Below are 26,549 nucleotides of genomic sequence, written 5' to 3'. Positions count from 1 at the left end.
TATATGTTTCTAGTGTGCTTCTTGGATTTGAAGTTCGCTCGGCGCGTGGCCCGTGAATGAGGCGAACTTCAAATCCAAGAAAGCACACTAGGGGCTCAGGCCCCGGCGTTCATCGGCGGCTGGTGCTGCTCGATGAGATCGGTTCGCTCGGCCTCGCGGACCGCGCGGGTGACGTTGAGCCGGGTGAGGATCGCGGCCTCCCCATAGGCCTCGCGAGCCTTGTCCAGCGCCTCGCGCCAGGTCTGGTTGGCCAGGTTGTCGGTCTCGCCGGCGTAGACCACCGTCGGACCCTCCTTGCTCATCTTGGCGATCACGAAATTGGCCCCCGCCGGCGGCAGGAAGCGCGCCTCCTCCAGAGGTGTGTAGCGGTAACGGGCGCCGGATTTGCCGGCGAGCTCATATTGTCGGGTCAACGAAACTCTCCACCCCAGGGCGACGCGATCTTCGGCCCCTCCGCCGGGCCGCGACTCATGCTGTGCCCCAGGCTTGACCAAAAATAGACCTAGCTTGGCCATGGCGACCTTTCTTCTCAGGATGGCCTCATATAGGCCGCAAGTTGGCCGCAAGCGGAACAGCCTGCGCCGTAAGACGTTCGGGCCCTGCGCCGCCTCTGTTAGGGTCATATTCCCCCGGGGAGCGCGACTCGAAAGTCGGTCGCCCCGACATCGGAGCCCGCGAAGACTGTGGAGAAGCCGGCCGAGTTCAGCGTCCAAGCCGCAGGCGAGCGGCCAACCGTCGTGCTTTCCGGCGACTGGACGGCCAACAACCTGGGTGACGCGCCGGCGCGGCTCGCCGAGGCGCTGACGGGGCACGGCGATGTCGTGGCCGACATCCGCAAGGTCCGCCGGCTCGACACCGCCGGCGCCTACGGCCTGGTCCGCGCCCTGGGCCACGACTTCGACCTGAAGACGGTGCTGGCGCGGCCGGAAAGCGAACGGCTGCTCGAGCTGGTGGGCCACGCCGTCCATGCGCAGACGGTGAAGGTCCAGCCGCCCCGCGGCTTCCACGAGCTCACCGTGCGCATCGGCAAGGGGGTGATGAACGTCGGCTACGAGTGGGTCGACACCCTGGCCTTCCTCGGTCACCTGCTGGTGGTGGTGGCGCGCACCGCGGTTTACCTGTTCACCAATCCCAAGCGGATCCGCTGGGCGGCCATCTTCTCGCTCGCCGAGCGCGCCGGCCTCGACGCCATCCCGATCGTGGCGGTGACCTCGTTCTTCATCGGCGCCGTGGTGGGCCTCCTGGGCGCCAACATGCTGCGCCAGTTCGGGGCCGAGGTGTTCGCCGTCGAGTTGATCGGCATCGCGGTGCTGCGCGAGTTCAACATCATCATCACCGCCGTGCTGCTGGCCGGCCGTTCGGCGTCCAGCTTCGCCGCCGAACTCGGCTCGATGAAGATGAACCAGGAGATCGACGCCATGCAGGTGATGGGCGTCGACCCGTTCGAGGCGCTGGTGCTGCCGCGCTTCCTGGCGCTGCTGCTGACCATCCCGCTCCTGACCTTCGTGGCGACCCTGGCCGGCCTGTTCGGCGGCCTGGTGGTGGTCTGGACGGCGCTCAGCCTCGGCCCCACCTTCTTCCTTCAGCGGATCGTCGACAACGTGGGCGCCGTCCATTTCTGGGTCGGCATGTCGAAGGCCCCGGTCATGGCCATGGTCATCGCCGGCATCGGCTGCCGCCAGGGCCTGGAGGTCGGCGGCGACGTGGAATCGCTGGGCCGGCGGGTGACCGCGGCGGTGGTGCACGCCATCTTCGCGATCATCATGATCGACGCGGCCTTCGCGCTGATGTTCATGAAGCTGAACATATGACCGAGACCGTGGACGAGACCCAACTGTCCGACGACGAACTGCTCGACTCAGAGGGCCCGGTGGTGGAGGTGCGCGGCCTGCGCTCGGTGTTCGGCGACAATGTCGTGCACGACGGCCTCGACCTCACCTGCGAGCGCGGCGAGGTGCTGGGCGTGGTGGGCGGATCGGGCGCCGGCAAGTCGGTGCTGCTCAACACCATCATCGGCCTGCGCACGCCGCAGGCGGGCGTGGTCAAGGTGTTCGGCCAGGACATCGAGCACGCCTCTCGCCGGAAGTGGTCGGCCATCGAGCGGCGCTGGGGGGTGTTGTTCCAGCAAGGGGCGCTGTTCTCGAACCTCACGGTTCGCGAGAACGTGGCGGCGCCGATGTTCGAGCACACCCAGCTCCCGCGCCAGGAGATCTACGAGCTCTCGGACCTGAAGATCGCCCTGGTGGGCCTTGGCCCGGAGACCGGCGACCTGAAGCCCTCCGAGCTCTCCGGCGGCATGCGCAAGCGCGCCGGCCTCGCCCGCGCCCTGGCGCTCGACCCCGAACTGCTGTTCCTCGACGAGCCCACGGCAGGCCTGGACCCGATCAGCGCGGCGGCCTTCGACGAGCTGATCAAGGACCTGCACGACAGCCTCGACCTGACGGTTTTCATGATCACCCACGACCTCGACACCCTCTATGAGATCACCGACCGGGTTGCGGTCATCGCCGACAAGAAGGTGGTCGCCATCGCGCCGGTGCGAGAGCTCGAGCATGCGGACCATCCCTGGATCCGCGAGTATTTCCTGGGTCCGCGCGGCAGAGCCGCGGCCAAGGCGAAGACGAAGACGGAGGCTTGATGGAAAAGAACGCCAACTACGCCCTGGTGGGCCTTTCCTCGCTGATCCTGTTCGTCGGCCTGGTGATCTTCGTGGTCTGGCTGGCGAGGATTTCCTTCTCTCAGGAGTACGACCTCTACGACATCGTCTTCGACGGTCCGGTCCGCGGCCTGAACCAGGGCGGCGAGGTGCACTTCAACGGCATCAAGGTCGGCGAGGTCACCAAGATCGCGCTCGACCGGACCAACCCCAGCCGGGTGATCGCGCGTGCGCGGGTGACCTCCGACGTGCCGATCCGCATCGATTCCTACGCGACCCTGGAGCCACAAGGCATCACCGGGGTGAACTATGTGCAGATCACCGCCGGCACGCCGTCCAAGCCCCTGCTGAAGGTGGTCGAGAAGGCCAGGTGCGAGGCCCGCGGCGTCAGCCCCTGCATCCCGATCCTCAGGAGCCAGCGAAGCGCGCTCTCCGACCTGCTGGAGGGCGGCGGCACGGTGCTGACGCGCACCATCGAGGCCCTGGACCGGGTCAACCGCGTGCTCTCCGACCAGAACATCAAGACCTTCGGCGCGGCGCTCTCCGACGCGCAGGCCGTGACCGGCGAATTCCGTGAGCGCAAGGCGGTGATCGCCGACGCCCAGAAGCTGATCCAGGACCTCGACACCGCCACCCAGCACGCCGACGGGGTGCTGCAGTCCACGCAGAACATCGTCGACACCGACGGCCGCCGCGGCGTCAAGAACATCGCCGACGCCGCCGACGAGGCCAAGGGCGCCGCCAAGGACCTGCGCTCGATGGTCGACAAGCTGCAGGGCCCGACCGCCGATTTCGCCAACAACGGCCTGCCCCAGATCACGGCCGCCATCGTCGAACTGCAATCGGCGGCGCAGTCCCTCCAGCGGCTCGTCAACGAGATCCAGCGAAGCCCCACGGGCGCCCTCGGCAAGCCCGCCGCCGAGGAAGTGAAGGTGAAGCCATGATCCGTCCCCTTCTCCGTCTGGCCGCGATCGGGGCCTGCGCCCTGGCCCTGAGCGGCTGTATCTCGCTGCTCCCGAAGAGCAAGCCCGCCCAGCTCTACCGGTTCGGGGCGGCGCCGGCTGCGGCGCCCACCGCGGCGAGGCCCAACGCCGTCGCGGTGTTCCGCACCAACGGCAGCTTCCAGGGCGAGTCGGCGGACGACCGCATCCTGACCGTCACGGGCGGCAGGGCGGCCTATATCGCCCAAAGCCGCTGGGTGGCGCCGGCGGAGATCCTCTTCAACGAGGCGGTGGCGAACGCCTTCGACGCCAGCCCGGTCCGGCTGATCGCGCGCGGCCAGCAGGGCAAGTTCGCCTACGCGCTGCGGACCGACGTGCGCAGCTTCGAGGTGCGTTACGATCAGGGAGCGAACGCCGCCCCCACGATCGTCGTCCGCCTGCATGCGGCGCTCACCAGGAGCGACCAGAGCAGCGTCGGCGAGGAGGACTTCGAAGCCCGTGTTCCCGCCACCGACAATCGGGTCGGCGAGATCGTGGCCGCCTACAACAAGGCGGTCGCTGACGTGGTCGGCAAGCTGGTGACCTGGACCGAGACCGCAGCGACCTAGGCAGGTTCGAGCCCCGCCTGCCGCCGGGCGGCGGTGACGGTGTTCTGCAGCAGCACGGCCACGGTCATCAGACCGACGCCGCCCGGGACCGGCGTGATCCAGCCGGCGACCTGGCTGGCTTCCTTGAAGTTGACGTCGCCCACCACCTTGGTGCGGCCGGCGGCGGCCTTGACCGGGTCGTCGAAGGGCACGCGATTGATGCCCACGTCGATCACCGCCGCGCCGGGCTTGATCCAGTCGCCGCGGATCATCCGCGGCCGGCCCACGGCGGCCACCAGGATATCGGCCTCGCGGCAGACGGCGGGCAGGTCGCGGGTGCGCGAGTGGGCGATCGTCACCGTGCAGTCGGCCTGCAGCAGCAGCTGGGCGATCGGCCGGCCCACCAGCACCGAGCGGCCGACCACCACGGCGCGCAGGCCCGCAAGGTCGCCGACCGTCTCGCGCAGCAGGATCATGCAGCCGAGCGGCGTGCACGGGGTCAGCGCCGCCTGCCCGCTGGCCAGCCGTCCGGCGTTGACCACGTGCAGGCCGTCGACGTCCTTGTCCGGATTGATCGCCGCCAGCACCGCCTTCTCGTCGAGGTGCTTCGGCAAGGGCAGCTGCACTAGTATGCCGTGGATCAGGGGGTCGACGTTCAGCTCGCCCACTAGCCGCAGCAGGTCGTGCTGGGCGGTGTCGGCCGGAAGCCGGTGGGTGACCGAGTGCATGCCCACCGCCAGCGAGTGCTCGCCCTTCGAGCGGACGTAGATCTCGCTCGCCGGGTCGTCGCCCACCAGCACCACCGCCAGCCCCGGCTGCAGGCCGTGGTTGGCGCGCAGCTCAGCCACCTCGGCTGCCACCTGCGCCCGCAGGCGCTCGGCGTAGACCTTCCCGTCGATGAGCTTGGCTGGGGCGTCGGCCATGGGGTCTCCTGGAACTGGCGCCCCGACTAGCCGTTCAGGCCTCGCTGCGCAAACGCCTGGGGCTTCAGGATGAATTTCGGACAGGCTTTCACGAGGGTTGCGAGTGCGGTCTCCACATGGACCGGCCGCCCATCGGCCTTCCTGCTGTGCTGCCTGCTGGTGGCGATCTGGGCCACGACCGGGCCGATCTTTCACTACTCCGACACCTGGCAGCTGGTGATCAACACCTCGACCACCATCGTCACCTTCCTGATGGTGTTCCTGATCCAGAACACCCAGAACCGCGACAACGCCGCCGTTCAGGCCAAGCTCGACGAGCTGATCCGGGCGTCCAAGGCCAAGAACGAGTTCATCGGCATCGAGCATCTTTCCGACCAGGAACTGGAGGAGATCCTCAAGCAGTGCGAGCGCCATCGGCCGCACATGCTGAGGCGCGCCGAGGCCACCGCCGACCGGGCCGTGAAAAGCGAGGTCCGCACCGCCCGCAAGCAGGCGACGCGGCGCACCAAGGCGCCGGCGCGCAAGACGCCTGAGCAGCAGCCTCAGTCTATCGCGTAGAGCGCTGGATAGGGATCGGTCTTGCCGGCCACCACGTCGGCCACGGAGACCGGCTTCCAGCCCACCATGCGGCTTGCGCTCACCCGCCACGCCTCGGCGATATCGTCGCGCAGCTCGGAGGCTCCGACGGCCAGCTGCAGGGTCGCGAACGCCGGCCCGCGCGGATCGCCGGGCGCCAGGCCGCCGGCCTTCTCCAGCGCGTAGAGCGGGACCACCTGCCGGGCAGTGGCCGCGAGCAGGTCGGCCGTGCGCTGCTCGATGGAGCAGTCGCAGCTGCGCGGCGGCGCCATGTGGGCCGCGAGCGCCGCCGGCGTGACCGAGCTGTGCACAAGTTCGCCTTCGAACGGTCCGTGGATCTTGGCGGCGGTGAAGCCCTGGGGATTGGGGAAGTCGCCCCAGCCGTTGAAGTGGACACTGACATGCAGCGGCTGGCTACCGTCGCCGACGTAGTGCGAGAGTTGGCCGATCGTCTCGAGGATGTGGGCCTCGCGGCGGCGGCGGTCGGCGGTGAACCAGTCGCGGTGCGCAGCCCATGCGGGGTTGGCCTCCGCTGCAGTCAGCACGCGCCAATAGGCGAAGTCGAGGACGAGCTGCTGCCAGCTCTCGACGATCGAATAAGGCAGGTAACCGGCCTTCCAGCTGTCCTGGCCCACGACGCGCAGGGCGGCTTCGTACTCCGCCCGCGTCGGCGGCAGGGCCGAGACTTTCGGTCCGCCGAACACCGTCCCGTCGTCGCCGAGGTCGAGGAAGTGGCCTGGGTCGAAGTCGCTGTCCCGCGCGCGGCCGGCCCCCTTTGAGCGGTCCGGCTCACGCGACAGCTCGCCGACGTCGAGCGCCGCCTGCCGGGTATGCAGAAAGGCGGGTAGTTCCGGCGGCAGCGCGTGCATGGCGGCCTCGCCGATCATCCGGTGGCCGGTGGCGCCCCAGGCGAGCGCGAGGCCTGGAACGGCGGCGATCAGGGCGGTGGCGAGGGCAAGCTGCACAAGGCGTTTCATCGCCCCCCTCTGGCGGCTCGCCCGCCGGAAGGCAAGGGGTCAGGCGGCGATGTTCAGGGCCTGCTCGACCCGGCCGACCCAGGCCTTGACCCGCGGGTAGTCATCGAGCTCGAAGCCGCCCTCCCCCGCCACCCGCGTGTAGGCGACCAGGGCCACGTCGGCGAGGCTCGGACTATCGCCCACCAGGAAGGCGCGGTCCGCCAACCCGTCCTCCAACCGCTGCAGCGCCGCCTGGCCGCGCTCCACGATCCGCGGCTCAAGGTCGGCGACGGGCTTGCCCTGGTAGCGCACCTGGAAGCGGGCGACGGCGACATAGGGCTCGTGGCTGTACTGCTCCCAGAACATCCATTCGAGCATCCTCGCGCGGTCATAGTCGTCCGCCGGGATCAGCGCCGAGCCCTCGGCCAGGTACAGGATGATGGCGTTGGATTGCGCCAGCGGGCGGCCGTCGTCGAGGATCACAGCCGGCACCTGGCCGGCCGGATTCATCGCCAGGAACTGCGCCGTGCGGCTCCCGCCGACCATGATGTCGGTCTCGATCCAATCGTAGGAAAACCCCAGCGAATCGGCGACCCACTTCACCTTCAGGCAGTTTCCGGAGATGGAATCCCCATAGATTTTCATGCTGCCCTCCTATGAACCCTGGCCGCGATAGAGGGCGATCCGCCTTGGGGCGCAAGCGAAGTCGTCTACGGGAACCTGTTAGATATGCTGACAGGCCCAAGGGTCGCACCCCATGCGGGGTTGGCGCCTCGGCGGACTCCGGCTAGGTTTCGGGCCACACCAGTTCAACGACGAAGGAGACGCCGTCCATGCGACGCCGCCTCGCCGCCCTGGCTACCGTTCCCCTGCTTTTCCTAGGCTCCAACGCACAGGCCGCGTCCAGCGATCCCGTGGGCGACCTGATCATGTCGGTCGTGACGGGCGCCCTGCCCTCGGGCCCGGGCTGGAACCTGAAGGCCACGCTCTACCACGCCGGCGCCAAGGGCGTGGGGGCGCTGGACGCCCTGGGCTGCAAGGTCGTCGCCATGCGCACGGTCGCCGTCGACAAGACCCTGATCCCCAGGCGCAGCGTGCTGTTCATCAAGGAAACCGTCGGCATGACCATGCCCGACGGCTCGGCGCACGACGGCTACTGGTACGCCTCTGACGTCGGCGGCGCGATCAAGGGCCCGCGCATCGACCTGTTCACCGGCTCGGGGGCGCGCTCCATGGGTCCCGCCAGGGCGCTGAACCTCGCGAGCCTCACCGCGGTGAAGGTCGGCGAGTTCAAGGGCTGCCCGCCGAACTAGCTTCGGCCCGCGCCACCAATTTCCCCGGACTGCCTTCGGCCCCCGAATCCTTCGGGCGCGCCTCTGCTTGTCTGGAGAGCAGCTTGATCGAAAAACCGAATTTCTTCGTCTTCACCGGCGGCCCGGGCGTCGGCAAGACCACCCTCCTGCGCCATCTGCAGGCCCTGGGCGAGATCGTCGTCGAGGAGACGCACCGCGCGGTGATCCGCGAGCAGGTCGCCGCCGGCGGCTCCGCCGTGCCTTGGATTGACCGCGGGGCCTACGCCCGCCTGACGGCCCGGCGCGACATCGCCATCTTCGAGCGGATGGCGCAGGAGACCCGTCGAGTCTTCTTCGACCGAGGGATCATGGACAGCCACGGCGGCGACGGGGTCGAGCCCTGGCCTGAGATCGTCGAGGCGCTGCGGACCCGCCGCTACAATCGCCTCGTCTTCGTCTTTCCGCCGTGGCGGGAGATCTATGAAACCGACGCGGAGCGCAGGCAGGACTGGCCCGAGGCCGAGCGGACCTTCGAGACGATCATCCGCATGCTCCAGGGCCTCGGCTATGCGCCGCTCGTGGTCCCGAAGGGCGACGTCGCCGCCCGCGCCGCCTTCGTGCTTGAGCACGCCTTGCCGCCGAACCTGAGTCCGCCCTAGGGTCCGGCCTCCCTCGTCATTGGAAGACCAAACGATGCTGAACCGCCGCGCCATGCTCCTGTCCTCCGGCGCTGCGGCGGTCGCGGTTGGCTTGACGCCGCGGGCTCTGGCCGCCGGCGATCCGGCGCTGGCCGCCCTGTTCGACCAGTTCTTCCAGGAAGGCCTGAACCAGCGTCCCGAGACGGCGACCCAGCTCGGCCTCGACAAGGGCGCCAACGCCGCCCTGAAGGCCAGGCTGGGCGACGGCTCGACCGCCGGCCGCGCGGCGGCCAAGGCGCAGACTGCCGACCAGCTCCGCCGCCTGCTGGCCGTCGACCGCACGAAGCTCACCGGCTCCGACCGGCTGAACTACGACACCATCCTCTACACGCGGAAATCCCAGGCCGACCTGGCGCGGTTCGACTTCGGCGGCACGGGCTTTGGCCCCTCGGCCTACGTGGTCAGCCAGCTGACCGGCGTCTACCAGTCGGTCCCGGACTTCCTCGACACCAAGCACACCATCGCCACGGCCGAGGACGCCGACGCCTATCTCTCGCGCCTGAGCGCCTTCGGCGACCAGCTCAACGCCGACACCGACCGCATGCTGCACGACGCGGGCCTGGGCGTGGCCCCGCCCGACTTCCTGCTGGACGCCACCCTCGAGCAGATGACCAAGACGCGGGTTCCGGCCGACCAGGCGCTGGTGGTCACCTCCATCGGCCGCCGCGCCGCCGAAAAGGGCCTTGGCGACCGCTACGGCAAGGACGCCGCGAGAATCTACAACGAGAAGGTCCTCCCCGCCCTCGACCGGCAGTTCGCCGAAACCCGCAAGCTGCGGGCCAAGGCCGTCCACGACGCCGGGGTGTGGCGGTTCAAGGACGGCGCGGCCTTTTACGAGGCGGCCCTGCACTCCACCACGACCACGCGCCTGTCACCCGAGGAGGTGCACAAGATCGGCCTCGACCAGGGGCGCGAGATCTCCGCGCGGCTGGACCGCCTGCTGAAGGCGCAGGGCCTGACGCAGGGCAGCCTGGCCGAGCGGATCAAGCACCTCTACGCCGACCCCAAGCAGCTCTTCCCCAACACCGACGCCGGCAAGGTGGAGGCCATCGCCTACTGCAACCACCGCCTGGACGAGATCCGGCCGCGCCTGCCCGCCGTCTTCAACCGCCTGCCGCCTTACAAGTTCGAGGTCCGCCGCGTGCCGCCGCAGACCGAGGCCGGCGCGGCGTCGGCCTTCAGCCAGGGCGCGGCCCTCGACGGCTCGCGGCCGGGGATCGTCTACTTCAACCTGCACGACAGCGCCGAGTGGCCGAAGTTCTGCCTCTCGACGACGATCTTCCACGAGGGCCTGCCGGGCCACCAGTTGGAGGGCGGCCTGGCGCTCTCCAACCGCGACCTACCGCTGATCCGCAAGAACACCAGCTTCTCAGGCTACGGCGAAGGCTGGGCGCTCTATGCCGAGCAACTGGCCGACGAGATCGGCATGTACGACGACGATCCGCTGGGCCGCATCGGCTATCTGAAGTTCCAGCTGTTCCGCGCCAACCGCTGCGTGGTCGACACCGGACTGCACCACATGCGCTGGACGCGCGAGCAGGCCATCGCCCGCTTCGTGGACAACGAGGGCGAGGCGCCCGGCTTCGCCACCCGCGAGGTCGACCGCTACTGCGCCACCCCCGGCCAGGCCTGCAGCTACAAGCTCGGTCACACCACCATCGTGAACCTGCGCACCCGCGCCAAGGCCGCGCTGGGCGCGAAGTTCGACCTCAAGGACTTCCACGACGCGATCCTGAGCTGCGGACGGGTGCCGCTCGACATCCTGGACCAGGTCGGCGCCGACTGGATCAGCGCGCGGAAGGCGGCCTGACGCCGAGCCTCAGGCGCGCACCGGCCTCACCGCCTCGAGGCCGGCATCGGTGAACGGGATATCCGTGCCGGGCAGATAGAGCACGATCGGCCGCACCTCGTAGACCGCGCCGGGGTTCGCGGTCTTCAGGGCCAGCGCCGCCTCGACGGCCTGTTCACGGCCTTCGCAATCGAGGACGTACAAGCCCAGGAGCTGTTCTTTGGTTTCCGCGAAGGGGCCGTCGATGACCAGGCCCCCGCCCCGCACGGTGAAGGCGGTTGCGGTCGCGCCCAGGCGAGCGGCGGGCCCTAATCGGCCTTCCTCGGTCAGGCGCTGGTGCACCCCGTTGAGCTCGCCCATGAGGGCCGCGTCTTCCGCGTCGCTCCAGGACTGGACAACCTCTTCCTCATGGTAGGCCAGGAAGGCGTAGAGCATGCGTTGTTCCCCCTCTCAGCGCATCGGCGCGCCTGTCTAGGACGTCTGGAAGGAGAACCTGCCGACATGCCAGCGCGCAAGGGGCCGGTCAGGTTTCGACGAAAGCCCGTTCGAGCACGAAGTCGCCCGGGCTGGAGATGGAGCCTTCCTCGTAGCCGAGGTCGAGCAACTGCTGCTTCAGATCGGTCAGCACCGACGGGCCGCCGCACAGCATCACCCGGTCGACCGCCTTGTCGAACGGCGGATTGCCCAGGTCGCGGAACAGCTGGCCCGAGGCGATCAGGTCGGTGATCCGCCCTTGGGTCTGGAAAGGCTCGCGGGTGACGGTCGGATAGTAGCGCAGCTTCGGCGCGATCAGTTCGCCCAGGATCTCGTCCTCGGCGAGCGCGCCCGACAGCAGCTCGCGGTAATTGAGGTCGGCGACATTGCGCACCGTGTGGGTGACGATCACCTGGTCGAACCGCTCATAGACCTCCGGGTCGCGGGCCAGCGACAGCCAGGGGGCGAGGCCGGTGCCCGTGCCCAGCATGTAGAGCCGCTTGCCAGGCTTCAGGCCGTCCAGCACCAGTGTCCCCGTCGGCTTGCGCCCGACCAGCACCTCGTCGCCGACCTTGATCTTCTGCAGGCGCGAGGTCAGGGGGCCGTCGGCGACCTTGATCGAGTAGAACTCCAGCTCCTCGTGCCAGGCCGGCGAGGCGATGGAGTAGGCCCGCACCAGCGGCTTGCCATCTTCCTTGGTCAGGCCGACCATCACGAACTGGCCGCTGGAAAACCGCAGCGCCGGATCGCGCGTGGTGCGGAACGAGAACAGGCTCTCGGTCCAGTGCTGGACCCAGGTCACCGTCTCGACGAAGAAGGCGCCGCCCGCCTTCACGGGCGCTGGTGCGATGGAAAGATCATTCATCGAGGTGTCTACGCTCTCTTCCGGACCATTTTCATCGGAAATAGCCCAACCTTGGAATTCTTCGCAAAGACAGATGGTCCTTGCCGGGCGCGGATCAAATGTCGCCGCCAACGTTTTCGATCGCGCCCGGCGCGCGGGCGACATGGATGCCGCACTCGGTCTTCTCCGAACCCGCCCAGCGGCCCGCGCGGACGTCCTCGCCCTCCTCGACGGGATTGGTGCAGGGCCAGCAGCCGATCGACGGGAAGCCCTGCGCCACCAGCGGATGGGCCGGCAGGTCGTACTCCGCCGCATAGGCGTCGAGGTCTTCCTTGGTCCAGTTGGCCAACGGATTGAACTTCACCTGACGGTCGGCCTGCTCGACCACCGGCAGCGCCAGCCGCGATCCGCCGTGGAAGCGCTTGCGTCCCGTCACCCAGCCGTCGAACTCGGCCAGCGCCCGATCGAGCGGCAGCACCTTGCGCACATGGCAGCAGGCGTCGGTGTCGGTCTGCCAGAGCTTGGCCTGCGGATCGGCGGTCGCCAGGTCCTGGTAGGCCGGGCGAAGGTCACGCACGTCGGTCAGGCCGAGCTTCGCTGCGAGTTGCCGACGGTAGTCGAGCGTCTGGCCGAACAGCATGCCGGTGTCGAGGAAGAGCACCGGGATATCCGGCTTCACCTTGGAGGCCAGGTGCAGCAGCACCGCCGACTCCGCGCCGAACGAGGAGACCAGCGCCAGCTTGTCGCCGAAGGTCTCGACGGCCGCCTCCAGCACCGTGCGGGGGTGCGCGTGCCGCAGCTCGGCGTCGAGCCTGGCGGCCAGCGTCAGGAAGCGGTCTGTGGTGTCGTAGGCCAAGCTCATCCTCCCCGCTCCACGAAGGCCGGAGGCCGGCCGTCGGTCGAGCGTTGATAGACGTGACGGAAGCGCCGGGCGGCCCGTTCCCAGTCTTCCACGGTCGAGCCGTCCGCCGGCTCGAAGGCGTCGAAACCGCAGCGGACCATGAAGCCCGCCTGCTCGCGAAGCACGTCGCCCACGGCGCGCACCTCGCCCTTGAATCCGAACCGCTCGCGCAACAGCCGCGCGTAGCTATAGGCGCGCCCGTCGCCGAACTTCGGGAAGGCTAGCGCCACCACCGAGAGCTGCGGCAGGTCGTAGGCCAGCGCCTCGACCTCCTCGTGGCTCTCTAGGCGCACGCCGACCGCGCGGCTTTCCGAGAGCAGGGCCTCGCCTTCCGACTGGAAACGGGTCAGCGAGATGATCACGTCGCCGGGCGGCACGCTCTGCTCGTCGCCGACGTGGGTGAACGGATCCTCGATGAGGTCGAACCGTCCGCCGGAAGACTTAATCAGCATCGGCATAGACCGCCTCCTTGAAGGGGGCGACGCCGGTGCGCCGGAAGGTGTCGAGGAAGCGCTCGCCGTCCTGGCGCTCGCGCAGGTAGGTCTCGACGATGGTGTCCACGGCGTCGGCCACGCGGTCGTAGGGCAGCGCCGGGCCCAGGGCCTGGCCGACCGCGGCGTCCTCCGCCCCGGAGCCGCCGAGCGTGAGCTGGTAGAACTCCTCGCCCTTCTTATCGACGCCCAGGATGCCGATGTGGCCCACGTGGTGGTGGCCGCAGGCGTTGATGCAGCCCGAGATCTTCACCTTCAGCTCGCCCACCCGCTCGGCGCGGTCCTGGTCGGCGAACTTCTCGGCGATGTGCTGGGCGACCGAAATAGCCCGCGCGTTGGCCAGCGCACAGTAGTCAAGCCCCGGGCAGGCGATGATGTCGCTGACCAGGTTCATGTTCGGCGTGGCGAGACGGGCCTCGGCCAGCGCCGCCCAGACCGTCGGGGCGTCGTCCAGCTTCACGTGCGGCAGGATCAGGTTCTGCTCGTGGGTGACGCGGATGACGCCCTGGCCATAGCGTTCCGCGAGGTCGGCGATGACCACCATCTGGTCGGCGTTCGCGTCGCCGGGCGTCTCGCCGATGGCCTTCAGGGACACCTCGACGATGCCGTAGCCCGCCACCTTGTGAGGTTTCAGATTGTTGCGCACGAACCGCGCGAAGGCCGGCGTCGAGCCCTTCGCCGCCTCGAGGGCTTCCGACACCGCCGGCAGGGTCTCGAAGGTCTTGGGCGCGAAGGCGCCGCGGATGCGGGCGAGTTCGGTGTCGGGCAGGTCGGGTTCGGCCCCGATCTTCTCCCACTCGGCCTCGACCTGGCTTGCGAACTCATCGCGGCCGAGCGTGGCCACCAGCACCTTGATCCGCGCCTTGTGGATGTTGTCGCGCCGGCCGTGGCGATTGTAGACCCGCAGGATCGCCTCCAGATACGAGAAGAGGCGCGTGGCCGGCAGGAACTGGCGGATGGTGGGGGCGATGTAGGGCATGCGCCCCAGGCCGCCGCCGACCATCACCTCGAAGCCCAGCACGCCGTCGCGGGCGCGCTTCAGGTTCAGGCCGATGTCGTGGGTCTTGGCCGCCGTGCGGTCCTTGGCCGCCGCCGTGACCGCGATCTTGAACTTGCGCGGCAGCCAGGAGAATTCCGGGTGCACCGTCGACCACTGGCGGATCGCCTCGGCCCAGACCCGCGGGTCGTCGATCTCCTCGGCCGTGGCCCCGGCATAGGGGTCGGCGGTGACGTTGCGGATGCAGTTGCCGCTGGTCTGGATGGCGTGCATGTCGACGCTCGCCAGGTGGTCCATGATGTCCGGCGCGTCGGCCAGCTTGATCCAGTGGAACTGCAGGTTGGTGCGGGTGGTGAAGTGGCCGTAGCCCTTGTCATAGGTGCGGCCGATCCAGGCGAGCTTGCGCAGCTGAGTCGGGTTCAGCGAGCCGTAGGGGATGGCGACCCGCAGCATGTAGGCGTGGAGCTGCAGGTAGAGACCGTTGCGCAGCCTGAGCGGCTTGAACTGGTCCTCCGAGAGCTCGCCGGAAAGCCGGCGCGTCACCTGGCCGCGGAACTCGGCGCTACGGTCGGCCAGGAAGTCCTTGTCGATGCTGTCGTACTGGTACATCGCGCCCTCTACTTGCGCCTGATCAGGTCGATGCGGCCGGTGGAGCGGGCCGCGCCATGGGCGTGCAGCAGCGCCTCGATGGCCGCGCCGCCCTCGGCCTGCTTGCCGTGGTTGAGGTTGGTGGGGCCAAGCGCCCGGATGCGCTCGCGGTAGCTCACCGGCGCCCACAGGCCCTCGGATTGCGTCAGGTCTATCAGGTAGGGTTCCACGACCACAGTCGGCTGGTTCTTGCCGTGCGCCTCGGCGGCCTCGGCGGCGGGATCGTCGTCGGCGAACAGGTCGGCGTCGGCGAAGCGCTCGACCCACTGGCCCTTGCGCCAGAACACGACCTCGCCGTCGACCAGCCGGTTGGCGGTGAGCGCCTTCATGCGCGGGCCTCGCGAACGATAGCGCCCAGTTCCGCGGGCTCACCGGCCTGGGCCAGCGCCATGGCTTCGCCGACGATCAGCAGCGCCGGGCCGTGCAGCGCGGCGGCGGCCTCGGCCAGGCCCGTGAGCGTGGTCACGACGCGGCGTTCATCCGCGCGGCTGGCGTTCTCGACGATGAGCGCCGGCGTCGAGCCTGCCCGCCCGGCGGCCATCAGGCGCACGGCGATGGGGGCGGCCATGGAGAGGCCCATGTAGATCACCACGGTCTGGTTGGGGCGGGCCAGGCTCTCCCAGTCCAGGTCCGGCTCGCCGCCGCTGGAGGCATGGCCGGTGACGAAGGTCACGGCCTGGGCGGAGCCGCGATGGGTCAAAGGCGCGCCCGCTGCGGCGCCTGCGGCCAGCGCCGCGGTGACGCCGGGGATGACGTGGCAGTCGACGCCGGCCGCGCGGCAGGCCTCCAGCTCCTCGCCGCCGCGGCCGAAGATGAACGGGTCGCCGCCCTTCAGCCGCACCACCTCCAGGCCCTCCAGGGCGAAGGCCGTGAGCATGCGGTTGATCTCGTCCTGGCTGTAGGAATGGCGCGACTTGCGCTTGGCGACTGAGATGCGCCGCGCCGAGGCCGGCGCGAGGTCGAGGATCTCGTCCGTGACCAGGCCGTCGTGAACCACCACGTCGGCCTTCTGCAGGATTTTCAGCGCCTTGAGGGTCATGAGTTCGGGGTCGCCGGGGCCGGCGCCGACCAGCCAGACCGCGCCGGCCGTCTTGCCGTGGGCGCGTTCGCCGCCACCCAAAACCACCAGGCCGCCCGCGCGCCTTGACCTCGTCCGCCGCTGCGCCATGATTAGCTTCTCTAAAGCCTCACTGTCCGAAAGCGGAACGGGACGGACTCGCGCCCGTCCCGCCGGTGTCCACAGGTGAAAAGGGCCGATACACCGCCGGACGCTTGCAAATAGGTGGCGGGGCGCCCAATTCGCAAGCCAAGGACTTCTGCCCCGGCTGTCAGGATTTCTATGGAAAGACCAACGGAACGAAGACGCCTGCCGCCGTTGAACGCCCTGCGCGCCTTCGAGGCCGCCGCCCGCCATCTCAACTTCAGCCGCGCCGCCGACGAGCTCTCGGTGACACCGGGCGCCGTCAGCCAGCAGATCCAGAATCTCGAGGACTACGTGGGCGCGGCGCTGTTCAAGCGCACGCCCAAGGGCCTGTTGCTGACCGACGCGGCGCAGACCGCCCTGCCGGCGTTGCGCGAAGCCTTCGACCGGCTGGCGGAGGCGGCCTCCCTGCTCACCGCCGCCGTCGACGGCCGGCGGCTGACGCTCACCGCCCCGCCTTCCTTCGCCGCCAAGTGGCTGGTGCCGAGGCTGGGCGCGTTCGAACAGGCCCATCCGCAGGTCGATGTCTGGCTCTCGGCGGCGATCGAACTGGTCGACCTGGCCGCCGGCGAGGTCGACGTGGCGATCCGCTACGGCGCCGGGCGCTATCCGGCGCTGGAGGTGCACCGCCTGTTCTCCGAGACGGTGATCCCGGTGGCGAGCCCCGACCACCTGGCCGAACATCCGCTGAGCACGCCTTCGGACCTCGCCAACCACATCCTGCTGCACGACGGCTCGCCGGACCTCGACGACAGCTGCCCCGACTGGTCGATGTGGCTGGCGGCGCGGGGTCTGAAGAACATCGACGCCATGCGCGGCCCGCGGTTCAACCAGTCCAGCCTGGTGATCGAGGCCGCGGTCAACGGCCGCGGCGTGGCGCTGGCCAAACGGACGCTGGCCCAGGCCGACCTAGAGGCCGGCCGGCTGGTCGCGCCGCTGCAGATCGCCACCGCCGTCGACTTCGCCTATTACCTCGTGCACCCCAAGGCCAAGGGCCGGCTGCCGCAGGTGAAGGCCTTCGTCAGCTGGATCGAGGCCCAGGCCAAGGCCCACGAGCAGGCGCTGCTGGCCATCGACAACGGCGCCGGCATCTAGACGAGTTACGGTCCATGAGCTTCACCACCGACCCGCGGCCCGCCCCCGCCGACTGCATGACGATGACCGAGGTCCGGCAGGGCGTGGACGCCCTCGACCGCCTGCTGGTGAGCGTGCTGGCCGAGCGCCAACGCTACATGGACGCCGCCGCGCGGATCAAGCCGGACCGCGCCGCCGTGCGCGACAACGCCCGCATCGAGGACGTGGTGGCCAAGGTCAGGGCCGCGGCCCGGGAGGCCGGTCTTTCCGAGGAGATCGCCGAGCCGGTCTGGCGGACGCTGATCGAGCGCTGCATCGCCCACGAGTTCGGCGTCTGGGACACGCTGCGCGAGAAGGCCTAGGTCCGCGCCTGATAGGCCGCGATATCGGCCACCGCCGCCTCCAGCGCGGCCCGCACGGCCGGCAAGCCCGAGGGACCCACGGCTTCGGCTTCCGCGCAGGCGTCGCCCAGCGCGTTGGCCCCGACGCCGCGCGCGGCGCCCTTGATCGTATGCACCACGTCGCGCCAGCCGGCGTCGGCGGCGTCCAGCGATCCGGCCCAGGCTTCGGCCTGCTGCCGAAACAGCGCCAGCACCTCTGAGATCACCTGGCGGTCGCCCGCCGTGAAGCTCTCCAGGTAGCCGAAATCCACCGCGCCCATGCGCCCCTTAGCCGTCACTGAAATCCCTTTCGGCGCCTGCCTTGCCAAGGCCGCGTTTTCGCGTATTTTCCGCGCCCTCGCCGCCGGGCCCGATATTGGCCCGGCGCGACGGCGGGTGCATAGCTCAGTTGGTAGAGCAGCTGACTCTTAATCAGCGGGTCGTAGGTTCGAATCCTACTGCACCCACCAAATTCTTCAAGAAAATTAGGTGGTTAGATCGGATGAGCTGAGGCCCGCCGTGCTAGCGCGTGGATTAGAGCGGTGAATTGGGCGCCGGAAATCCACATCGATCCTTTATGCCGCCTAGCCGTAGGTTGCGGCCGGCTACGCATCGGCCACGGAAAGTTGGAGTCGGCGATGTCGGACTCAATAGTTCAAGGACGCGCGGCTTTTCCGGAGCCGGACCGGGCAAGCGGGCCGCAGGAAGACCGAAGCGAGTTGTCCCGGCAACTGCCGCTTGCGGCGCGGTATGGGGCGTCTCTGCTGTTCGTGGTCCTGGCCACAGGGCTTGCATTCATCGTCGAGCACCTGATCTCCGCGCCGAACCTGACCCTCATCTTCGTCCTTCCGGTCGTGGCCGCGGCGACGTTTTTCGGTTGGGGTCCATCGCTCGCCGCGGTCGTCGCAGGGGTCCTTGCTTTCGACTTCTTCTTCACCAAGCCCTTCAATTCATTCCGGATCGCGAGCCCATCGGACCTTTGGGCCGCCGGCCTACTGTTGGTGATCGCCGCCGCGGTCAGCACGCTTGCCGCCGAATCCCGCCGCCGCGCCCTTGAGGCGCGCGAGGCCGCAGAGCAGGCGCAGGCGCTGCAGACCCTGGCGCACGTGGTCATCCAGGCGCGGCCGCAGTCCGAAATCCTCGAAGCCGCCGCGAGCGCCCTCAACCGCATTTTCCAGGCGCCGTCGGTGATCTTCATGGGAGAGGCGGGCGCGCTCCGTCCCGTGGCGAGCGCCGGCGGCCCCAAGATCACCAGCGCCGAGGAGGAAGCCGCGAACGGGGCGCTGGAGACCCGCCTGCCCGTCCGCGCCGAGACCTACCCCTTCGACCGGTCGCAGTTCGACTTCTGGCCGGTCGCCACGCCGAAGGCCTTCAGCTGCGTGATCGGCGTGGACTTCACCCGGTCGGGTCGCGGGCGGCCCGCCGCGCCGGAGCGCTTCGTCGAGATCGTCGGCGCCTATCTGGCGACGGCGTTTGGCGGCTCGGGAAAGGCTGCGGGCGCAGCCGCGTCCTGAGACCTCGGCGGCCAGAGCGCGTCAGTTGAAAGTGTGTGCACTTTCGCCGTCCGACACGCTCTAAACTCTTGAAGATAGACCCTTCTTGTCCGGTTCAGGTGATTGCACCTGAACCGGAAAGGGCCCGCCCGCCTACGGGACGGCGGGCCGGATCGCCTCGTCCGCCATGAAACGGTAGCCGATCCCCGGTTGGGTGAGGATCAGCCTGGGCGCGGAGGGATCCGGCTCGATCTTCTGGCGAAGCTGGCCGATGAACACCCGCAGGTACTGCATGTCCTCGACGTGCGCCGGCCCCCACAGGGAGATGAGCAGATCCTTGTGGGTCAGCACCTTGCCGTCAGCCCCGGCGAGCTTGACGAGCAGCTCGTATTCCTTCGGCGACAGGTGGACAGGCTCCCCTGCCCGGGTGACCAGCCGGCGGGGGATATCGATGGTCAGGTCCCCGGCGTGCACGATGGGCGGCGGCGCGTCCGCCTGCCTGAGCTGGCGGCGCATGGTGACCCGCAGGCGGGCCAGCAATTCGCCCACCCGGAACGGCTTTTCGACGTAGTCGTCGGCTCCGGCGTCGAGGGCTTCGATCTTCTCCATTTCCCGGTCGCGGGCCGAGAGGATGATGATCGGGCCCTCGTAGAAGGCGCGGGCCTTCAGCAGCACCTCCTGCCCGTCGATGTCGGGGAGCCCCAGGTCCAGCACCACGGCGTCGGGCGGGCGCCGCGCGATCTCGGCCAGCGCCTGCCGGCCGGTCTCCGCCCGGATCGGCTCATAGCCGGCCGCGTTCAGCGCGGGCCCGAGGAAACGATGCATCTGCGGCTCGTCGTCGACGACGAGAATCCGAAGCTTATGCATGGGCCGGGACCTGGCTTGAGCCGACGGCTTCCTTCTTGAGGCTGATCAGCATGCGGGTTCCGCGGCCCTCATGGATCGGACTGGCGGCGGCGATGCGTCCGCCCATGGCCTCGACGAAGCCTTTCGAGATGGCCAACCCGAGGCCCGCGCCCTTGCCCCGGTCGGTGGATTCTTCCATGCGGCGGAACCGCTCGAACACCCGCTCCAGCTCGGCCGTGGGAATGCCGCGGCCCTCGTCCTCGATGCTCAGCACCACATTGTTGCGGTCCTCGTAGGCCGCCAGTTCGATCGTGGAATCGTCAGGACTGTAGGCGATGGCGTTCTCCAGGATGTTCACCAGCGCCTGCTCCAGAAGCGCGGAGTCCACCTTCACCAGCGGCAGTTCGGCTGGGAAGTCCCGCGTGACCTCGCGCTGCGCGAGCCGGCGCGAAACCCGCTCCAGGGCCGCGCCCAGCACGTCGCGCACGTCGACCCAGTCGCTGCGGATGTTGAGGCCGCCGCCCTCGAGCCTAGTCATGTCGAGCAGGTTTCCGACATAGCGGTTCAGCCGCTCGGCTTCCTCGCGGATGCTCGTGAGCAGGTCCAGTTGCACGGCCTTGTCCAGGGAGTCCTGATACTCCAGGAGCGTCGTCGCCGATCCGAGCACGGTGGCGAGCGGCGTCCGCAGGTCATGGCTCACCGAGTTGAGCAGGGCGGAGCGGAGCTTGTCCGCCCGGCGCAGCGCCTCCGCATCGGCGGCGTCGGCGGCGAACTCGGCGCGCTCCAGCGCCACCGCGCCCTGATCGAGCAGCGCCGAGACGAACCGTTCGCCGTCCCCGCCCTGCACCGCCTTGGCCTCGAAGCCCGCCACCCCGGACCGGGCCCGAACGCCCTGTAGCGGCCGGTAAGTCCAGTCGGCGTTGGGCAGGGTGCCGGTGTCCGCCCCCGCCGGCTCGCCGTGCTCCCAGGCCCAACGCGCCGCGACCACGTCGGCGGTCCCCAGCGGCTTCATCTTCGGCGCCCCCGCGACCGGCACAACGTCCTCTCCGCCCGGAAGCAGGACGACCGCCTCCCCGCCGGTGGCCGCCGCGAGTTGCTCAGCGAGCGCCTGGGCGGCCTCTTCGCGGGAGGCGGCGGCCGACAGGCGCCGGCTGGCCGCCAGCAGGGCGGTGATGGCCGTGGCGCGCCGCGACGTCGCCATGGCCTGATCGCGGATGCGGCCGGTCAGCCAGCCGGTGGTCATCGCGACTCCGAAGAACACGACGAAGGTGAAGAGGTCGCTTGGATGGCCAATCGTGATGGACAGCCGCGGCTCGAGGAAGAAGAAGTTGTAGACGAAGGCGGCGACGGCTGCGCCGGTCACCGCCGGCCAGAGCCCGAACGCCAGCCCGCTCACCAGCACGCTGACCAGGAAGATCATGGCCAGGTTGGCGCCGTGGGAGAACTGGTCCACCAGGCCGGCGAACACGCCCGCGACGGCCACCAGGCCGATCGACGCCAGGTGCCCGCGCCAGGCGGCAAGCGGCGGCCGTGCCGCCGGCTTGACCTGCGGCTCCGGCTCCGGCTGGGCCTGCGCGGTGATGATGTGCAGGGCGGCCCCGGCCACTTCCTGGGCGAGTGCGGGGATCAGCGCCCGACCGAACAGCGCGCGCCAGCGCGAGCGGCTCGACTTGCCGACCACGATCTGGGTGACGTTGTTCTGGCGCGCGTAGTCCAGCAGCGTTCCGATCAGGTCGTCGCCGGTGAGCACGATATTGGCGCCGCCCAGCTGCTCGGCGAGCTTGAGCGCCACGTTGATCTTGGCGGCGCCCGTCGCGTCGGGAGACGGCCGGTTGGGGCGTTCGACGTAGGCGACAGTCCACGGCGCATTCATCATCATGTCCGAGAGCCGGCGCCCGGCGCGCACCAGGCTTTGCGCCATGGCGTCGGGCGCGACCAGCACCAGGATCCGTTCTCCGGCCGCCCAGGGGCCCTCGACGCCGCGCTGGCGCATGGCGGCGAGGAGCTGGTCGTCGACGGTCTGCGCCACCCGGCGCAGCGCCAGCTCGCGCAGGGCGGTCAGGTTCTCGGCCTTGAAGAAATGGGTCGCCGCCGTGCGGGCGGTCTCGGGCAGGTAGACCTTGCCCTCGCTCAGCCGTTGGCGGAGCTCGTCGGGCGTGATGTCCACCAGCTCGATGTCGTCGGCCCGCGACAGCGCCGAATCCGGCACCGTCTCGCGCTGCCGGACCCCGGTGATCTTCCAGACCAGGTCCACCAAGCTTTCGAGATGCTGGACGTTCAGCGTCGTCCAGACGTTGACCCCCGCCGAGAGCAGCTCCTCCACGTCCTGCCAGCGCTTGGGATGGCGCGACCCGGGCGCGTTGGAGTGGGCGTATTCGTCGACCAGCAGCAGCGCCGGCTTGCGCGCCAGGGCCGTGTCGATGTCGAATTCGAGGAGGGTTCGGCCCTTGTACTCGATCGGCTTGCGGGAAAGGACCTCCAGGTCCTGCAGCAGGGCCTCGGTTTCCCGCCGGCCGTGGGTCTCCACGACGCCGACCAGCACCTCGCCGCCATCGGCCCTGCGGCGGGCGGCCTGCGCCAGCATCTCGTAGGTCTTGCCGACCCCCGGCGCCATGCCGAGGAAGACCTTGAGCCGGCCGCGCCCGGCCTTGGCCGCTTCCACCAGAAGGGCGTCGGGATCGGGGCGGCGCGGCTCGTCCGGCTTCATGAGGCTTTCGGCGTACTCTTCGGAGCGGCGGTGTCCAGCGCCCTGTTGGTCATCAGCACGTTCACGTGCGGCTGGCCCAGGAACCCGAGGGTCGGGGCGCCGACGTGGTCGCTGATGATCTTGCGGACCTGCTCGGGCGAAACGCCGCGCGCCTTGGCGATGCGGTCGGCCTGCAGCAGCGCATAGGCGGGCGAGATGTCCGGATCGAGGCCCGATGCGGACGTCGTGATCGCGTCGTCCGGGATCTCCTCATGGCCGGTCGAAGCCCGCAGGTTCGCGGCGTCGCCCTTGATCCGCTTGGCGAGGTCGGGGTTCAGCGGCCCGTAGTTCGATCCGCTGGAGCCGCTGGCGTCATAGCCGTTGCTGCCGGCCGCGGACGGACGCGGATGCAGGTACTCGTCCTTGGCGAACGGCTGGGCGATGAGCGCCGAGCCGACGATCTTGCCGGAGCCGTCGCGGACTAGGCTGCCTTCGGCCTGGTAGGGGAAGGCGACCTTGGCGATGCCGGTGATCGCCAGGGGATAGCCGAGGCCCAGCAGGGCCGTGAACAGCACCGTTGAGACGATGGCGGGACGGATATCGGAGAGCATGTCCTTGACGCCTTTTCTTAGGCCAGACCGATGGTGGTGACGATCAGATCGACGATCTTGATCCCGATGAACGGCGCGATGACCCCGCCCAGGCCGTAGATCAGCAGGTTGCGCTGCAGGAGCCTGGAGGCGCCGATCGGGCGGTACTTCACGCCTTTCAGCGCGAGCGGCACGAGCGCGATGATGATCAGGGCGTTGAAGATCACCGCCGACAGGATGGCGCTGTGCGGGTTGCCCAGATGCATGACGTTGAGCGCGCCCAGAGCCGGCAGCGCGACCACGAAGATCGCCGGGATGATGGCGAAGTACTTGGCCACGTCGTTGGCGATGGAGAAGGTGGTCAGCGCGCCGCGGGTGATCAGCATCTGTTTGCCGACCTCGACGATCTCGATGACCTTGGTGGGGTCGCTATCCAGGTCGACCATGTTGCCGGCCTCGCGGGCGGCCTGGGTGCCGGTCTGCATGGCCACACCGACATCGGCCTGGGCGAGCGCCGGGGCGTCGTTGGAGCCGTCGCCGCACATGGCCACCAGCCGGCCCTTGCCCTGCTCCTCGCGGATCAGCCGCAGCTTGTCCTCCGGCGTCGCCTCGGCGAGGAAATCGTCGACACCGGCTTCGGAGGCGATGGCCGCGGCCGTGACCGGATTGTCGCCGGTGATCATCACCGTCCGCAGGCCCATGCGGCGCAGGTCGGCGAAGCGTTCCTTGACCCCGGCCTTGACCACGTCCTTCAGGTGGATGACGCCCACCAGCACGCCGTTCTCGCTGATCGCCAGCGGCGTGCCGCCGGAGCGCGCGATCCGGTCGATGGCCGCGTTGAGTTCGGTAGGCGCCTGGCCGGGAGTCAGGCCGACAGTCCGCAGGATCGCGTCCACCGCGCCCTTGCGCCAGCTGTCCTTGCCCGCGTCGAGACCGGAGATGCGCGTGGTGGCGCTGAACGGCACCGGCGTCGAATCCTTTGGCGGCGTGCCCGTCAGGCCCTTCTCGAGCGCGAGATCCACGATCGAGCGGCCCTCCGGCGTCTCGTCGGCGAGCGAGGCCATCAGGGCCGCGTGGAGCGCCGCCTCCGCCCGCACGCCAGGCGCGGCGATCACTTCGGTCGCCATGCGGTTGCCGTGGGTGATGGTGCCGGTCTTGTCGAGCAGCAGGGTGTCCACGTCGCCCGAGGCCTCGACGGCGCGGCCGGAGGTGGCCAGCACATTGACCTTCAGCAGCCGGTCCATGCCGGCGATGCCGATCGCCGAGAGCAGGCCGCCGATGGTGGTGGGGATCAGGCAGATGAAGAGGGCGCCCAGCACCAGCGGGTCGAGCTTCACGCCCGAGTACTGGCCGAGCCCCAGCAGGGTGGCCACCGCGATCAGGAAGATCAGGGTGAGGCCGGCCAAGAGCACGGTCAGCGCCAGCTCATTGGGCGTCTTGCGGCGCTCGGCGCCCTCGACCATGGCGATCATGCGGTCGAGGAAGGTGTTGCCCGGCTCGGCGGTGATGCGCACCTTGATCCAGTCGGAGACCACGGTGGTGCCGCCGGTGACGGCCGAGCGGTCGCCGCCGGACTCGCGGATCACCGGCGCGGATTCCCCGGTGATCGCCGCCTCGTTGACCGAGGCCACGCCTTCGATGATCTCGCCGTCGGAGGGGACGATGTCGCCGGCCTCCACCAGGACGATGCTCCCGGCGCTCAGCTTGTAGGCCGGCGTGGGCGCGATCGTGCCGCGCTCGGGATCGGTGATCAGCTTGGCCTTCACGTCGACGCGCTGAGCGCGCAGGGCGTCGGCCGCCGCCTTGCCGCGGCCCTCGGCGATGCTCTCGGCGAAGTTGGCGAAGAGCACGGTGAACCACAGCCACAGCGCGATCTGGAACGCCCACCACGGAGCCGTCCCCGTGGTGAAGTCGTAGATCGTCGAGACGGTCGCCAGGGCGGCGACGACCTCGGTGGCCAGGATCACCGGATTGCGGGCGAGCTTGCGCGGATCGAGCTTCACGAAGGAATCTCGGATCGCGCGGGAGAGCACGCTGGACGACAGGGTGGTCGCGGCGACCGCGGAGCGGCGCTTCTCGCCGAGATGGACGGTAGCGACGGTCATGGGAATCTTGGCTCCGAGAGGTCAGTGGCCGGCGACGGCGGCGAGCACTTGGAAGTGCTCGACGATCGAGCCGAGGGCTTGAGCGGGGAAGAACTGCAGCCCGCCCATGATCAGGATCACGCCGATGAGCAGGCTGATGAACAGCGGGCCGTGGGTCGGCAGGGTGCCGGCGGAGGGCTCGAGCTTCGGCTTGGCCGCCAGCGATCCGGCCATGGCCAGGACCGGGATGACGTAGGCGAAGCGGCCGAGCAGCATGGCGATGCCCAGGGTCGAGTTCCAATAAGGAACGTTGGCGGAAAGGCCGGCGAAGGCCGAGCCGTTGTTCCCGGTCGCCGAGGAGTAGGCGTAGAGGATTTCCGACAGCCCGTGCGGCCCCGAATTCTCCAGCGCCTTCAGGGCCACGGGGATCACCGCCGCGGCCGCGGAGAAGCCGAGGATCGCCAGCGGCAGGATCAGCACCGCCAGCATGGCGAACTTCACCTCGCGGGCCTCGATCTTCTTGCCCAGGTACTCCGGCGTTCGTCCGACCATCAGGCCGGCCACGAAGACCGCGATCAGCGCCATGACCACCATGCCGTAGAGGCCGGAGCCGACGCCGCCCGGCAGCATCTCGCCGAGCTGGATCATGAACATCGCCACCCCGCCGCCGAGCGGCATGTAGCTGTCGTGCATGGCGTTGACGCCGCCGTCGGAGGCGCCGGTGGTGAAGGCGGTCCACACGGACGTGGACGGCGCGCCGAAGCGGACCTCCTTGCCCTCCATGTTGACGGCGGTCGCGGCGTGCACGGCGTGCATGGCCGGCGCGGGCTGGGTTTCCGACCAGTAGACGACGGACGACGCCGCCAGGATGAAGGTCGCCATCACGGCCACCAAGGCGCGGGCTTCGCGGCGCGCCAGGGCGATGATCCCGAAGGCCACCACGCAAGCGTAGCCCAGCGCATTCATGATCACCTCTTCGATGAGGTTGGTGATCGCATTCGGGTTCTCGAACGGGTGGGCGGAGTTGGCGTTGAAGAGGCCGCCGCCGTTGGTGCCGAGCTGCTTGATCGCCTCCTGGCTGGCGGTGGGGAAGAGCGCGATGACTTGCTTGCCGCCCTCGATGCCAACGGCGTTGGCGTGCGCCGAGAGCGTCTGCGGCTCGCCCAGCGCCACGAAGACCAGGGCGATGACAAAGGCGATCGGCAGCAGGATGTAGAGGCTGATGCGGGTCAGATCGACCCAGAAATTGCCGAGCCCCTCGCCGCGGTTGGCGGCGAAGGCGCGGGCGACGGCGGCGGCGAGCGCGATGCCGGCCGCAGCCGACAGGAAGTTGTGCGACGTCAGCCCCGCCATCTGCGAGAAGGTCGAGACCGTCTGCTCCGGCACATAGGACTGCCAGTTGGTGTTGGTGACGAAGCTGAT

At 69.2% G+C, this 26,549-nt stretch carries 28 protein-coding genes and 1 tRNA gene; 12 read left to right on the top strand and 17 right to left on the bottom strand.

Annotation, left to right across the window (positions count from 1 at the left end):
* Window positions 1-95: 95 nt before the first annotated feature.
* Window positions 96-413 carry a hypothetical protein gene (locus JWP28_RS15900; protein WP_299544415.1) on the bottom strand — a complete coding sequence of 106 codons (318 nt, stop codon included), beginning with the start codon at window positions 411-413 and terminating at the stop codon, window positions 96-98.
* Window positions 414-683: 270 nt separating this feature from the next.
* Here JWP28_RS15900 and JWP28_RS15895 point away from each other — a divergent pair, with 270 nt between their 5' ends.
* The 4 genes from JWP28_RS15895 to JWP28_RS15880 are packed head-to-tail and all read left to right on the top strand — an operon-like array spanning window position 684 to window position 4,205.
* Window positions 684-1,811 (top strand): MlaE family lipid ABC transporter permease subunit, encoded by a 1,128-nt coding sequence (locus tag JWP28_RS15895; protein ID WP_299544413.1) that lies wholly within the window; start codon window positions 684-686, stop codon window positions 1,809-1,811.
* Window positions 1,808-2,638: an ABC transporter ATP-binding protein gene (locus tag JWP28_RS15890; protein ID WP_299544411.1), complete on the top strand. Its 831-nt coding sequence runs from the start codon at window positions 1,808-1,810 to the stop codon at window positions 2,636-2,638. Before JWP28_RS15895 ends, JWP28_RS15890 begins: the two co-directional genes overlap by 4 nt.
* Window positions 2,638-3,600, top strand: coding sequence for an MlaD family protein (locus JWP28_RS15885; protein WP_299544408.1), 963 nt, complete (start codon window positions 2,638-2,640; stop codon window positions 3,598-3,600). Before JWP28_RS15890 ends, JWP28_RS15885 begins: the two co-directional genes overlap by 1 nt.
* Window positions 3,597-4,205, top strand: a complete 609-nt coding sequence (locus JWP28_RS15880; protein ID WP_299544406.1) for an ABC-type transport auxiliary lipoprotein family protein — start codon at window positions 3,597-3,599, stop codon at window positions 4,203-4,205. The genes JWP28_RS15885 and JWP28_RS15880 overlap by 4 nt, the downstream gene beginning before the upstream one ends.
* On the opposite strand, the gene folD is transcribed toward JWP28_RS15880, so the two are convergent.
* A complete protein-coding gene (folD, locus tag JWP28_RS15875; protein WP_299544404.1) occupies window positions 4,202-5,107 on the bottom strand; it encodes a bifunctional methylenetetrahydrofolate dehydrogenase/methenyltetrahydrofolate cyclohydrolase FolD in 906 nt (301 codons plus the stop codon). The genes JWP28_RS15880 and folD overlap by 4 nt on opposite strands.
* 69 nt (window positions 5,108-5,176) lie before the next feature.
* On the opposite strand from folD, the gene JWP28_RS15870 reads away from it, so the two are divergent.
* A complete protein-coding gene (locus JWP28_RS15870; protein ID WP_299544402.1) occupies window positions 5,177-5,665 on the top strand; it encodes a low affinity iron permease family protein in 489 nt (162 codons plus the stop codon).
* Here the strand turns inward: JWP28_RS15870 and JWP28_RS15865 are convergent.
* The gene (locus JWP28_RS15865) at window positions 5,650-6,660 is read right to left on the bottom strand and encodes a S1/P1 Nuclease (protein ID WP_299544400.1); all 1,011 of its coding nucleotides are present in this window, start codon (window positions 6,658-6,660) and stop codon (window positions 5,650-5,652) included. The genes JWP28_RS15870 and JWP28_RS15865 overlap by 16 nt on opposite strands.
* Before the next feature lie 39 nt (window positions 6,661-6,699).
* Complete coding sequence (locus JWP28_RS15860) at window positions 6,700-7,284, bottom strand: glutathione S-transferase family protein (protein WP_299544398.1); 585 nt, start codon at window positions 7,282-7,284, stop codon at window positions 6,700-6,702.
* Between the two features lie 188 nt (window positions 7,285-7,472).
* Between JWP28_RS15860 and JWP28_RS15855 the strand changes: the two genes are divergently transcribed.
* The 3 genes from JWP28_RS15855 (at window position 7,473) to JWP28_RS15845 (ending at window position 10,439) form a co-directional block, all read left to right on the top strand.
* Window positions 7,473-7,952 carry a 3D domain-containing protein gene (locus JWP28_RS15855; protein WP_299544396.1) on the top strand — a complete coding sequence of 160 codons (480 nt, stop codon included), beginning with the start codon at window positions 7,473-7,475 and terminating at the stop codon, window positions 7,950-7,952.
* A gap of 83 nt (window positions 7,953-8,035) precedes the next feature.
* Window positions 8,036-8,590 carry an AAA family ATPase gene (locus JWP28_RS15850; RefSeq protein WP_299544394.1) on the top strand — a complete coding sequence of 185 codons (555 nt, stop codon included), beginning with the start codon at window positions 8,036-8,038 and terminating at the stop codon, window positions 8,588-8,590.
* A gap of 34 nt (window positions 8,591-8,624) precedes the next feature.
* The gene (locus JWP28_RS15845) at window positions 8,625-10,439 is read left to right on the top strand and encodes a DUF885 family protein (RefSeq protein WP_299544393.1); all 1,815 of its coding nucleotides are present in this window, start codon (window positions 8,625-8,627) and stop codon (window positions 10,437-10,439) included.
* A 9-nt stretch (window positions 10,440-10,448) separates the two neighbouring features.
* Here the strand turns inward: JWP28_RS15845 and JWP28_RS15840 are convergent, their stop codons facing one another.
* The 7 genes from JWP28_RS15840 to cobA all read right to left on the bottom strand — a co-directional run bounded on the left by JWP28_RS15840 (window position 10,449) and on the right by cobA (window position 15,941).
* Window positions 10,449-10,853 carry a YciI family protein gene (locus JWP28_RS15840; protein ID WP_299544392.1) on the bottom strand — a complete coding sequence of 135 codons (405 nt, stop codon included), beginning with the start codon at window positions 10,851-10,853 and terminating at the stop codon, window positions 10,449-10,451.
* 88 nt (window positions 10,854-10,941) lie between these two features.
* The gene (locus JWP28_RS15835) at window positions 10,942-11,757 is read right to left on the bottom strand and encodes a ferredoxin--NADP reductase (RefSeq protein ID WP_299544390.1); all 816 of its coding nucleotides are present in this window, start codon (window positions 11,755-11,757) and stop codon (window positions 10,942-10,944) included.
* Between the two features lie 94 nt (window positions 11,758-11,851).
* The gene (locus tag JWP28_RS15830; protein ID WP_299544387.1) at window positions 11,852-12,598 is read right to left on the bottom strand and encodes a phosphoadenylyl-sulfate reductase; all 747 of its coding nucleotides are present in this window, start codon (window positions 12,596-12,598) and stop codon (window positions 11,852-11,854) included.
* Window positions 12,595-13,095 carry a DUF934 domain-containing protein gene (locus JWP28_RS15825; RefSeq protein ID WP_299544385.1) on the bottom strand — a complete coding sequence of 167 codons (501 nt, stop codon included), beginning with the start codon at window positions 13,093-13,095 and terminating at the stop codon, window positions 12,595-12,597. The genes JWP28_RS15830 and JWP28_RS15825 overlap by 4 nt, the downstream gene beginning before the upstream one ends.
* Window positions 13,079-14,734 carry a nitrite/sulfite reductase gene (locus JWP28_RS15820; RefSeq protein WP_299544384.1) on the bottom strand — a complete coding sequence of 552 codons (1,656 nt, stop codon included), beginning with the start codon at window positions 14,732-14,734 and terminating at the stop codon, window positions 13,079-13,081. The genes JWP28_RS15825 and JWP28_RS15820 overlap by 17 nt, the downstream gene beginning before the upstream one ends.
* An 8-nt stretch (window positions 14,735-14,742) precedes the next feature.
* Window positions 14,743-15,102, bottom strand: a complete 360-nt coding sequence (locus JWP28_RS15815) for a DUF2849 domain-containing protein (RefSeq protein ID WP_299544383.1) — start codon at window positions 15,100-15,102, stop codon at window positions 14,743-14,745.
* Window positions 15,099-15,941, bottom strand: a complete 843-nt coding sequence (gene cobA, locus JWP28_RS15810; RefSeq protein ID WP_299544381.1) for a uroporphyrinogen-III C-methyltransferase — start codon at window positions 15,939-15,941, stop codon at window positions 15,099-15,101. The genes JWP28_RS15815 and cobA overlap by 4 nt, the downstream gene beginning before the upstream one ends.
* Before the next feature lie 171 nt (window positions 15,942-16,112).
* On the opposite strand from cobA, the gene gcvA reads away from it, so the two are divergent.
* Both gcvA and JWP28_RS15800 read left to right on the top strand, forming a co-directional pair.
* Window positions 16,113-17,069, top strand: coding sequence for a transcriptional regulator GcvA (gcvA, locus tag JWP28_RS15805; RefSeq protein WP_299544380.1), 957 nt, complete (start codon window positions 16,113-16,115; stop codon window positions 17,067-17,069).
* Window positions 17,070-17,083: 14 nt separating this feature from the next.
* Window positions 17,084-17,410, top strand: coding sequence for a chorismate mutase (locus JWP28_RS15800; RefSeq protein ID WP_299544379.1), 327 nt, complete (start codon window positions 17,084-17,086; stop codon window positions 17,408-17,410).
* Here the strand turns inward: JWP28_RS15800 and JWP28_RS15795 are convergent.
* Window positions 17,407-17,709: an Hpt domain-containing protein gene (locus tag JWP28_RS15795; protein ID WP_299544417.1), complete on the bottom strand. Its 303-nt coding sequence runs from the start codon at window positions 17,707-17,709 to the stop codon at window positions 17,407-17,409. The two genes, JWP28_RS15800 and JWP28_RS15795, sit on opposite strands and share 4 nt — an antisense overlap.
* A 113-nt stretch (window positions 17,710-17,822) precedes the next feature.
* On the opposite strand from JWP28_RS15795, the gene JWP28_RS15790 reads away from it, so the two are divergent.
* Both JWP28_RS15790 and JWP28_RS15785 read left to right on the top strand, forming a co-directional pair.
* A tRNA-Lys gene (locus tag JWP28_RS15790) sits at window positions 17,823-17,898 on the top strand.
* 249 nt (window positions 17,899-18,147) lie between these two features.
* Window positions 18,148-18,942: a DUF4118 domain-containing protein gene (locus JWP28_RS15785; RefSeq protein WP_299544378.1), complete on the top strand. Its 795-nt coding sequence runs from the start codon at window positions 18,148-18,150 to the stop codon at window positions 18,940-18,942.
* A gap of 132 nt (window positions 18,943-19,074) precedes the next feature.
* Here JWP28_RS15785 and JWP28_RS15780 read toward each other — a convergent pair whose 3' ends face one another.
* The 5 genes from JWP28_RS15780 to kdpA form a co-directional block, all read right to left on the bottom strand.
* Window positions 19,075-19,788 carry a response regulator gene (locus JWP28_RS15780; protein ID WP_299544376.1) on the bottom strand — a complete coding sequence of 238 codons (714 nt, stop codon included), beginning with the start codon at window positions 19,786-19,788 and terminating at the stop codon, window positions 19,075-19,077.
* Window positions 19,781-22,474 carry a sensor histidine kinase KdpD gene (locus JWP28_RS15775; protein ID WP_299544374.1) on the bottom strand — a complete coding sequence of 898 codons (2,694 nt, stop codon included), beginning with the start codon at window positions 22,472-22,474 and terminating at the stop codon, window positions 19,781-19,783. The genes JWP28_RS15780 and JWP28_RS15775 overlap by 8 nt, the downstream gene beginning before the upstream one ends.
* Window positions 22,471-23,064, bottom strand: a complete 594-nt coding sequence (gene kdpC, locus JWP28_RS15770; RefSeq protein ID WP_299544372.1) for a potassium-transporting ATPase subunit KdpC — start codon at window positions 23,062-23,064, stop codon at window positions 22,471-22,473. The genes JWP28_RS15775 and kdpC overlap by 4 nt, the downstream gene beginning before the upstream one ends.
* Before the next feature lie 17 nt (window positions 23,065-23,081).
* Window positions 23,082-25,148 (bottom strand): potassium-transporting ATPase subunit KdpB, encoded by a 2,067-nt coding sequence (kdpB, locus tag JWP28_RS15765; protein WP_299544370.1) that lies wholly within the window; start codon window positions 25,146-25,148, stop codon window positions 23,082-23,084.
* 21 nt (window positions 25,149-25,169) lie between these two features.
* On the bottom strand, window positions 25,170-26,549 hold a 1,380-nt coding region (gene kdpA / locus JWP28_RS15760), incomplete at its 5' end, for a potassium-transporting ATPase subunit KdpA (RefSeq protein WP_299544368.1).

This window comes from Phenylobacterium sp. (assembly GCF_028290885.1).
Classification (GTDB): Bacteria; Pseudomonadota; Alphaproteobacteria; order Caulobacterales; family Caulobacteraceae; genus Phenylobacterium.
The sequence above is the reverse complement of the archived record's forward strand: the minus strand, read 5'-3'. Positions and strand labels throughout refer to the sequence as shown.

What these genes read in the sequence shown, in the direction of transcription:
- JWP28_RS15830 (WP_299544387.1), bottom strand. Translation starts at nt 12,598, where the DNA reads ATGAGCTTGGCCTACGACACCACAGACCGCTTCCTGACGCTGGCCGCC.
- JWP28_RS15825 (WP_299544385.1), bottom strand. Translation starts at nt 13,095, where the DNA reads ATGCCGATGCTGATTAAGTCTTCCGGCGGACGGTTCGACCTCATCGAG.
- JWP28_RS15775 (WP_299544374.1), bottom strand. Translation starts at nt 22,474, where the DNA reads ATGAAGCCGGACGAGCCGCGCCGCCCCGATCCCGACGCCCTTCTGGTG.
- JWP28_RS15835 (WP_299544390.1), bottom strand. Translation starts at nt 11,757, where the DNA reads ATGAATGATCTTTCCATCGCACCAGCGCCCGTGAAGGCGGGCGGCGCC.
- JWP28_RS15795 (WP_299544417.1), bottom strand. Translation starts at nt 17,709, where the DNA reads ATGGGCGCGGTGGATTTCGGCTACCTGGAGAGCTTCACGGCGGGCGAC.
- JWP28_RS15845 (WP_299544393.1), top strand. Translation starts at nt 8,625, where the DNA reads ATGCTGAACCGCCGCGCCATGCTCCTGTCCTCCGGCGCTGCGGCGGTC.
- JWP28_RS15885 (WP_299544408.1), top strand. Translation starts at nt 2,638, where the DNA reads ATGGAAAAGAACGCCAACTACGCCCTGGTGGGCCTTTCCTCGCTGATC.
- gcvA (WP_299544380.1), top strand. Translation starts at nt 16,113, where the DNA reads ATGGAAAGACCAACGGAACGAAGACGCCTGCCGCCGTTGAACGCCCTG.
- JWP28_RS15860 (WP_299544398.1), bottom strand. Translation starts at nt 7,284, where the DNA reads ATGAAAATCTATGGGGATTCCATCTCCGGAAACTGCCTGAAGGTGAAG.
- JWP28_RS15840 (WP_299544392.1), bottom strand. Translation starts at nt 10,853, where the DNA reads ATGCTCTACGCCTTCCTGGCCTACCATGAGGAAGAGGTTGTCCAGTCC.
- cobA (WP_299544381.1), bottom strand. Translation starts at nt 15,941, where the DNA reads ATGGCGCAGCGGCGGACGAGGTCAAGGCGCGCGGGCGGCCTGGTGGTT.
- JWP28_RS15880 (WP_299544406.1), top strand. Translation starts at nt 3,597, where the DNA reads ATGATCCGTCCCCTTCTCCGTCTGGCCGCGATCGGGGCCTGCGCCCTG.
- JWP28_RS15890 (WP_299544411.1), top strand. Translation starts at nt 1,808, where the DNA reads ATGACCGAGACCGTGGACGAGACCCAACTGTCCGACGACGAACTGCTC.
- JWP28_RS15780 (WP_299544376.1), bottom strand. Translation starts at nt 19,788, where the DNA reads ATGCATAAGCTTCGGATTCTCGTCGTCGACGACGAGCCGCAGATGCAT.
- JWP28_RS15855 (WP_299544396.1), top strand. Translation starts at nt 7,473, where the DNA reads ATGCGACGCCGCCTCGCCGCCCTGGCTACCGTTCCCCTGCTTTTCCTA.
- kdpC (WP_299544372.1), bottom strand. Translation starts at nt 23,064, where the DNA reads ATGCTCTCCGATATCCGTCCCGCCATCGTCTCAACGGTGCTGTTCACG.
- JWP28_RS15865 (WP_299544400.1), bottom strand. Translation starts at nt 6,660, where the DNA reads ATGAAACGCCTTGTGCAGCTTGCCCTCGCCACCGCCCTGATCGCCGCC.
- JWP28_RS15815 (WP_299544383.1), bottom strand. Translation starts at nt 15,102, where the DNA reads ATGAAGGCGCTCACCGCCAACCGGCTGGTCGACGGCGAGGTCGTGTTC.
- folD (WP_299544404.1), bottom strand. Translation starts at nt 5,107, where the DNA reads ATGGCCGACGCCCCAGCCAAGCTCATCGACGGGAAGGTCTACGCCGAG.
- JWP28_RS15800 (WP_299544379.1), top strand. Translation starts at nt 17,084, where the DNA reads ATGAGCTTCACCACCGACCCGCGGCCCGCCCCCGCCGACTGCATGACG.
- kdpB (WP_299544370.1), bottom strand. Translation starts at nt 25,148, where the DNA reads ATGACCGTCGCTACCGTCCATCTCGGCGAGAAGCGCCGCTCCGCGGTC.
- JWP28_RS15820 (WP_299544384.1), bottom strand. Translation starts at nt 14,734, where the DNA reads ATGTACCAGTACGACAGCATCGACAAGGACTTCCTGGCCGACCGTAGC.
- JWP28_RS15870 (WP_299544402.1), top strand. Translation starts at nt 5,177, where the DNA reads ATGAATTTCGGACAGGCTTTCACGAGGGTTGCGAGTGCGGTCTCCACA.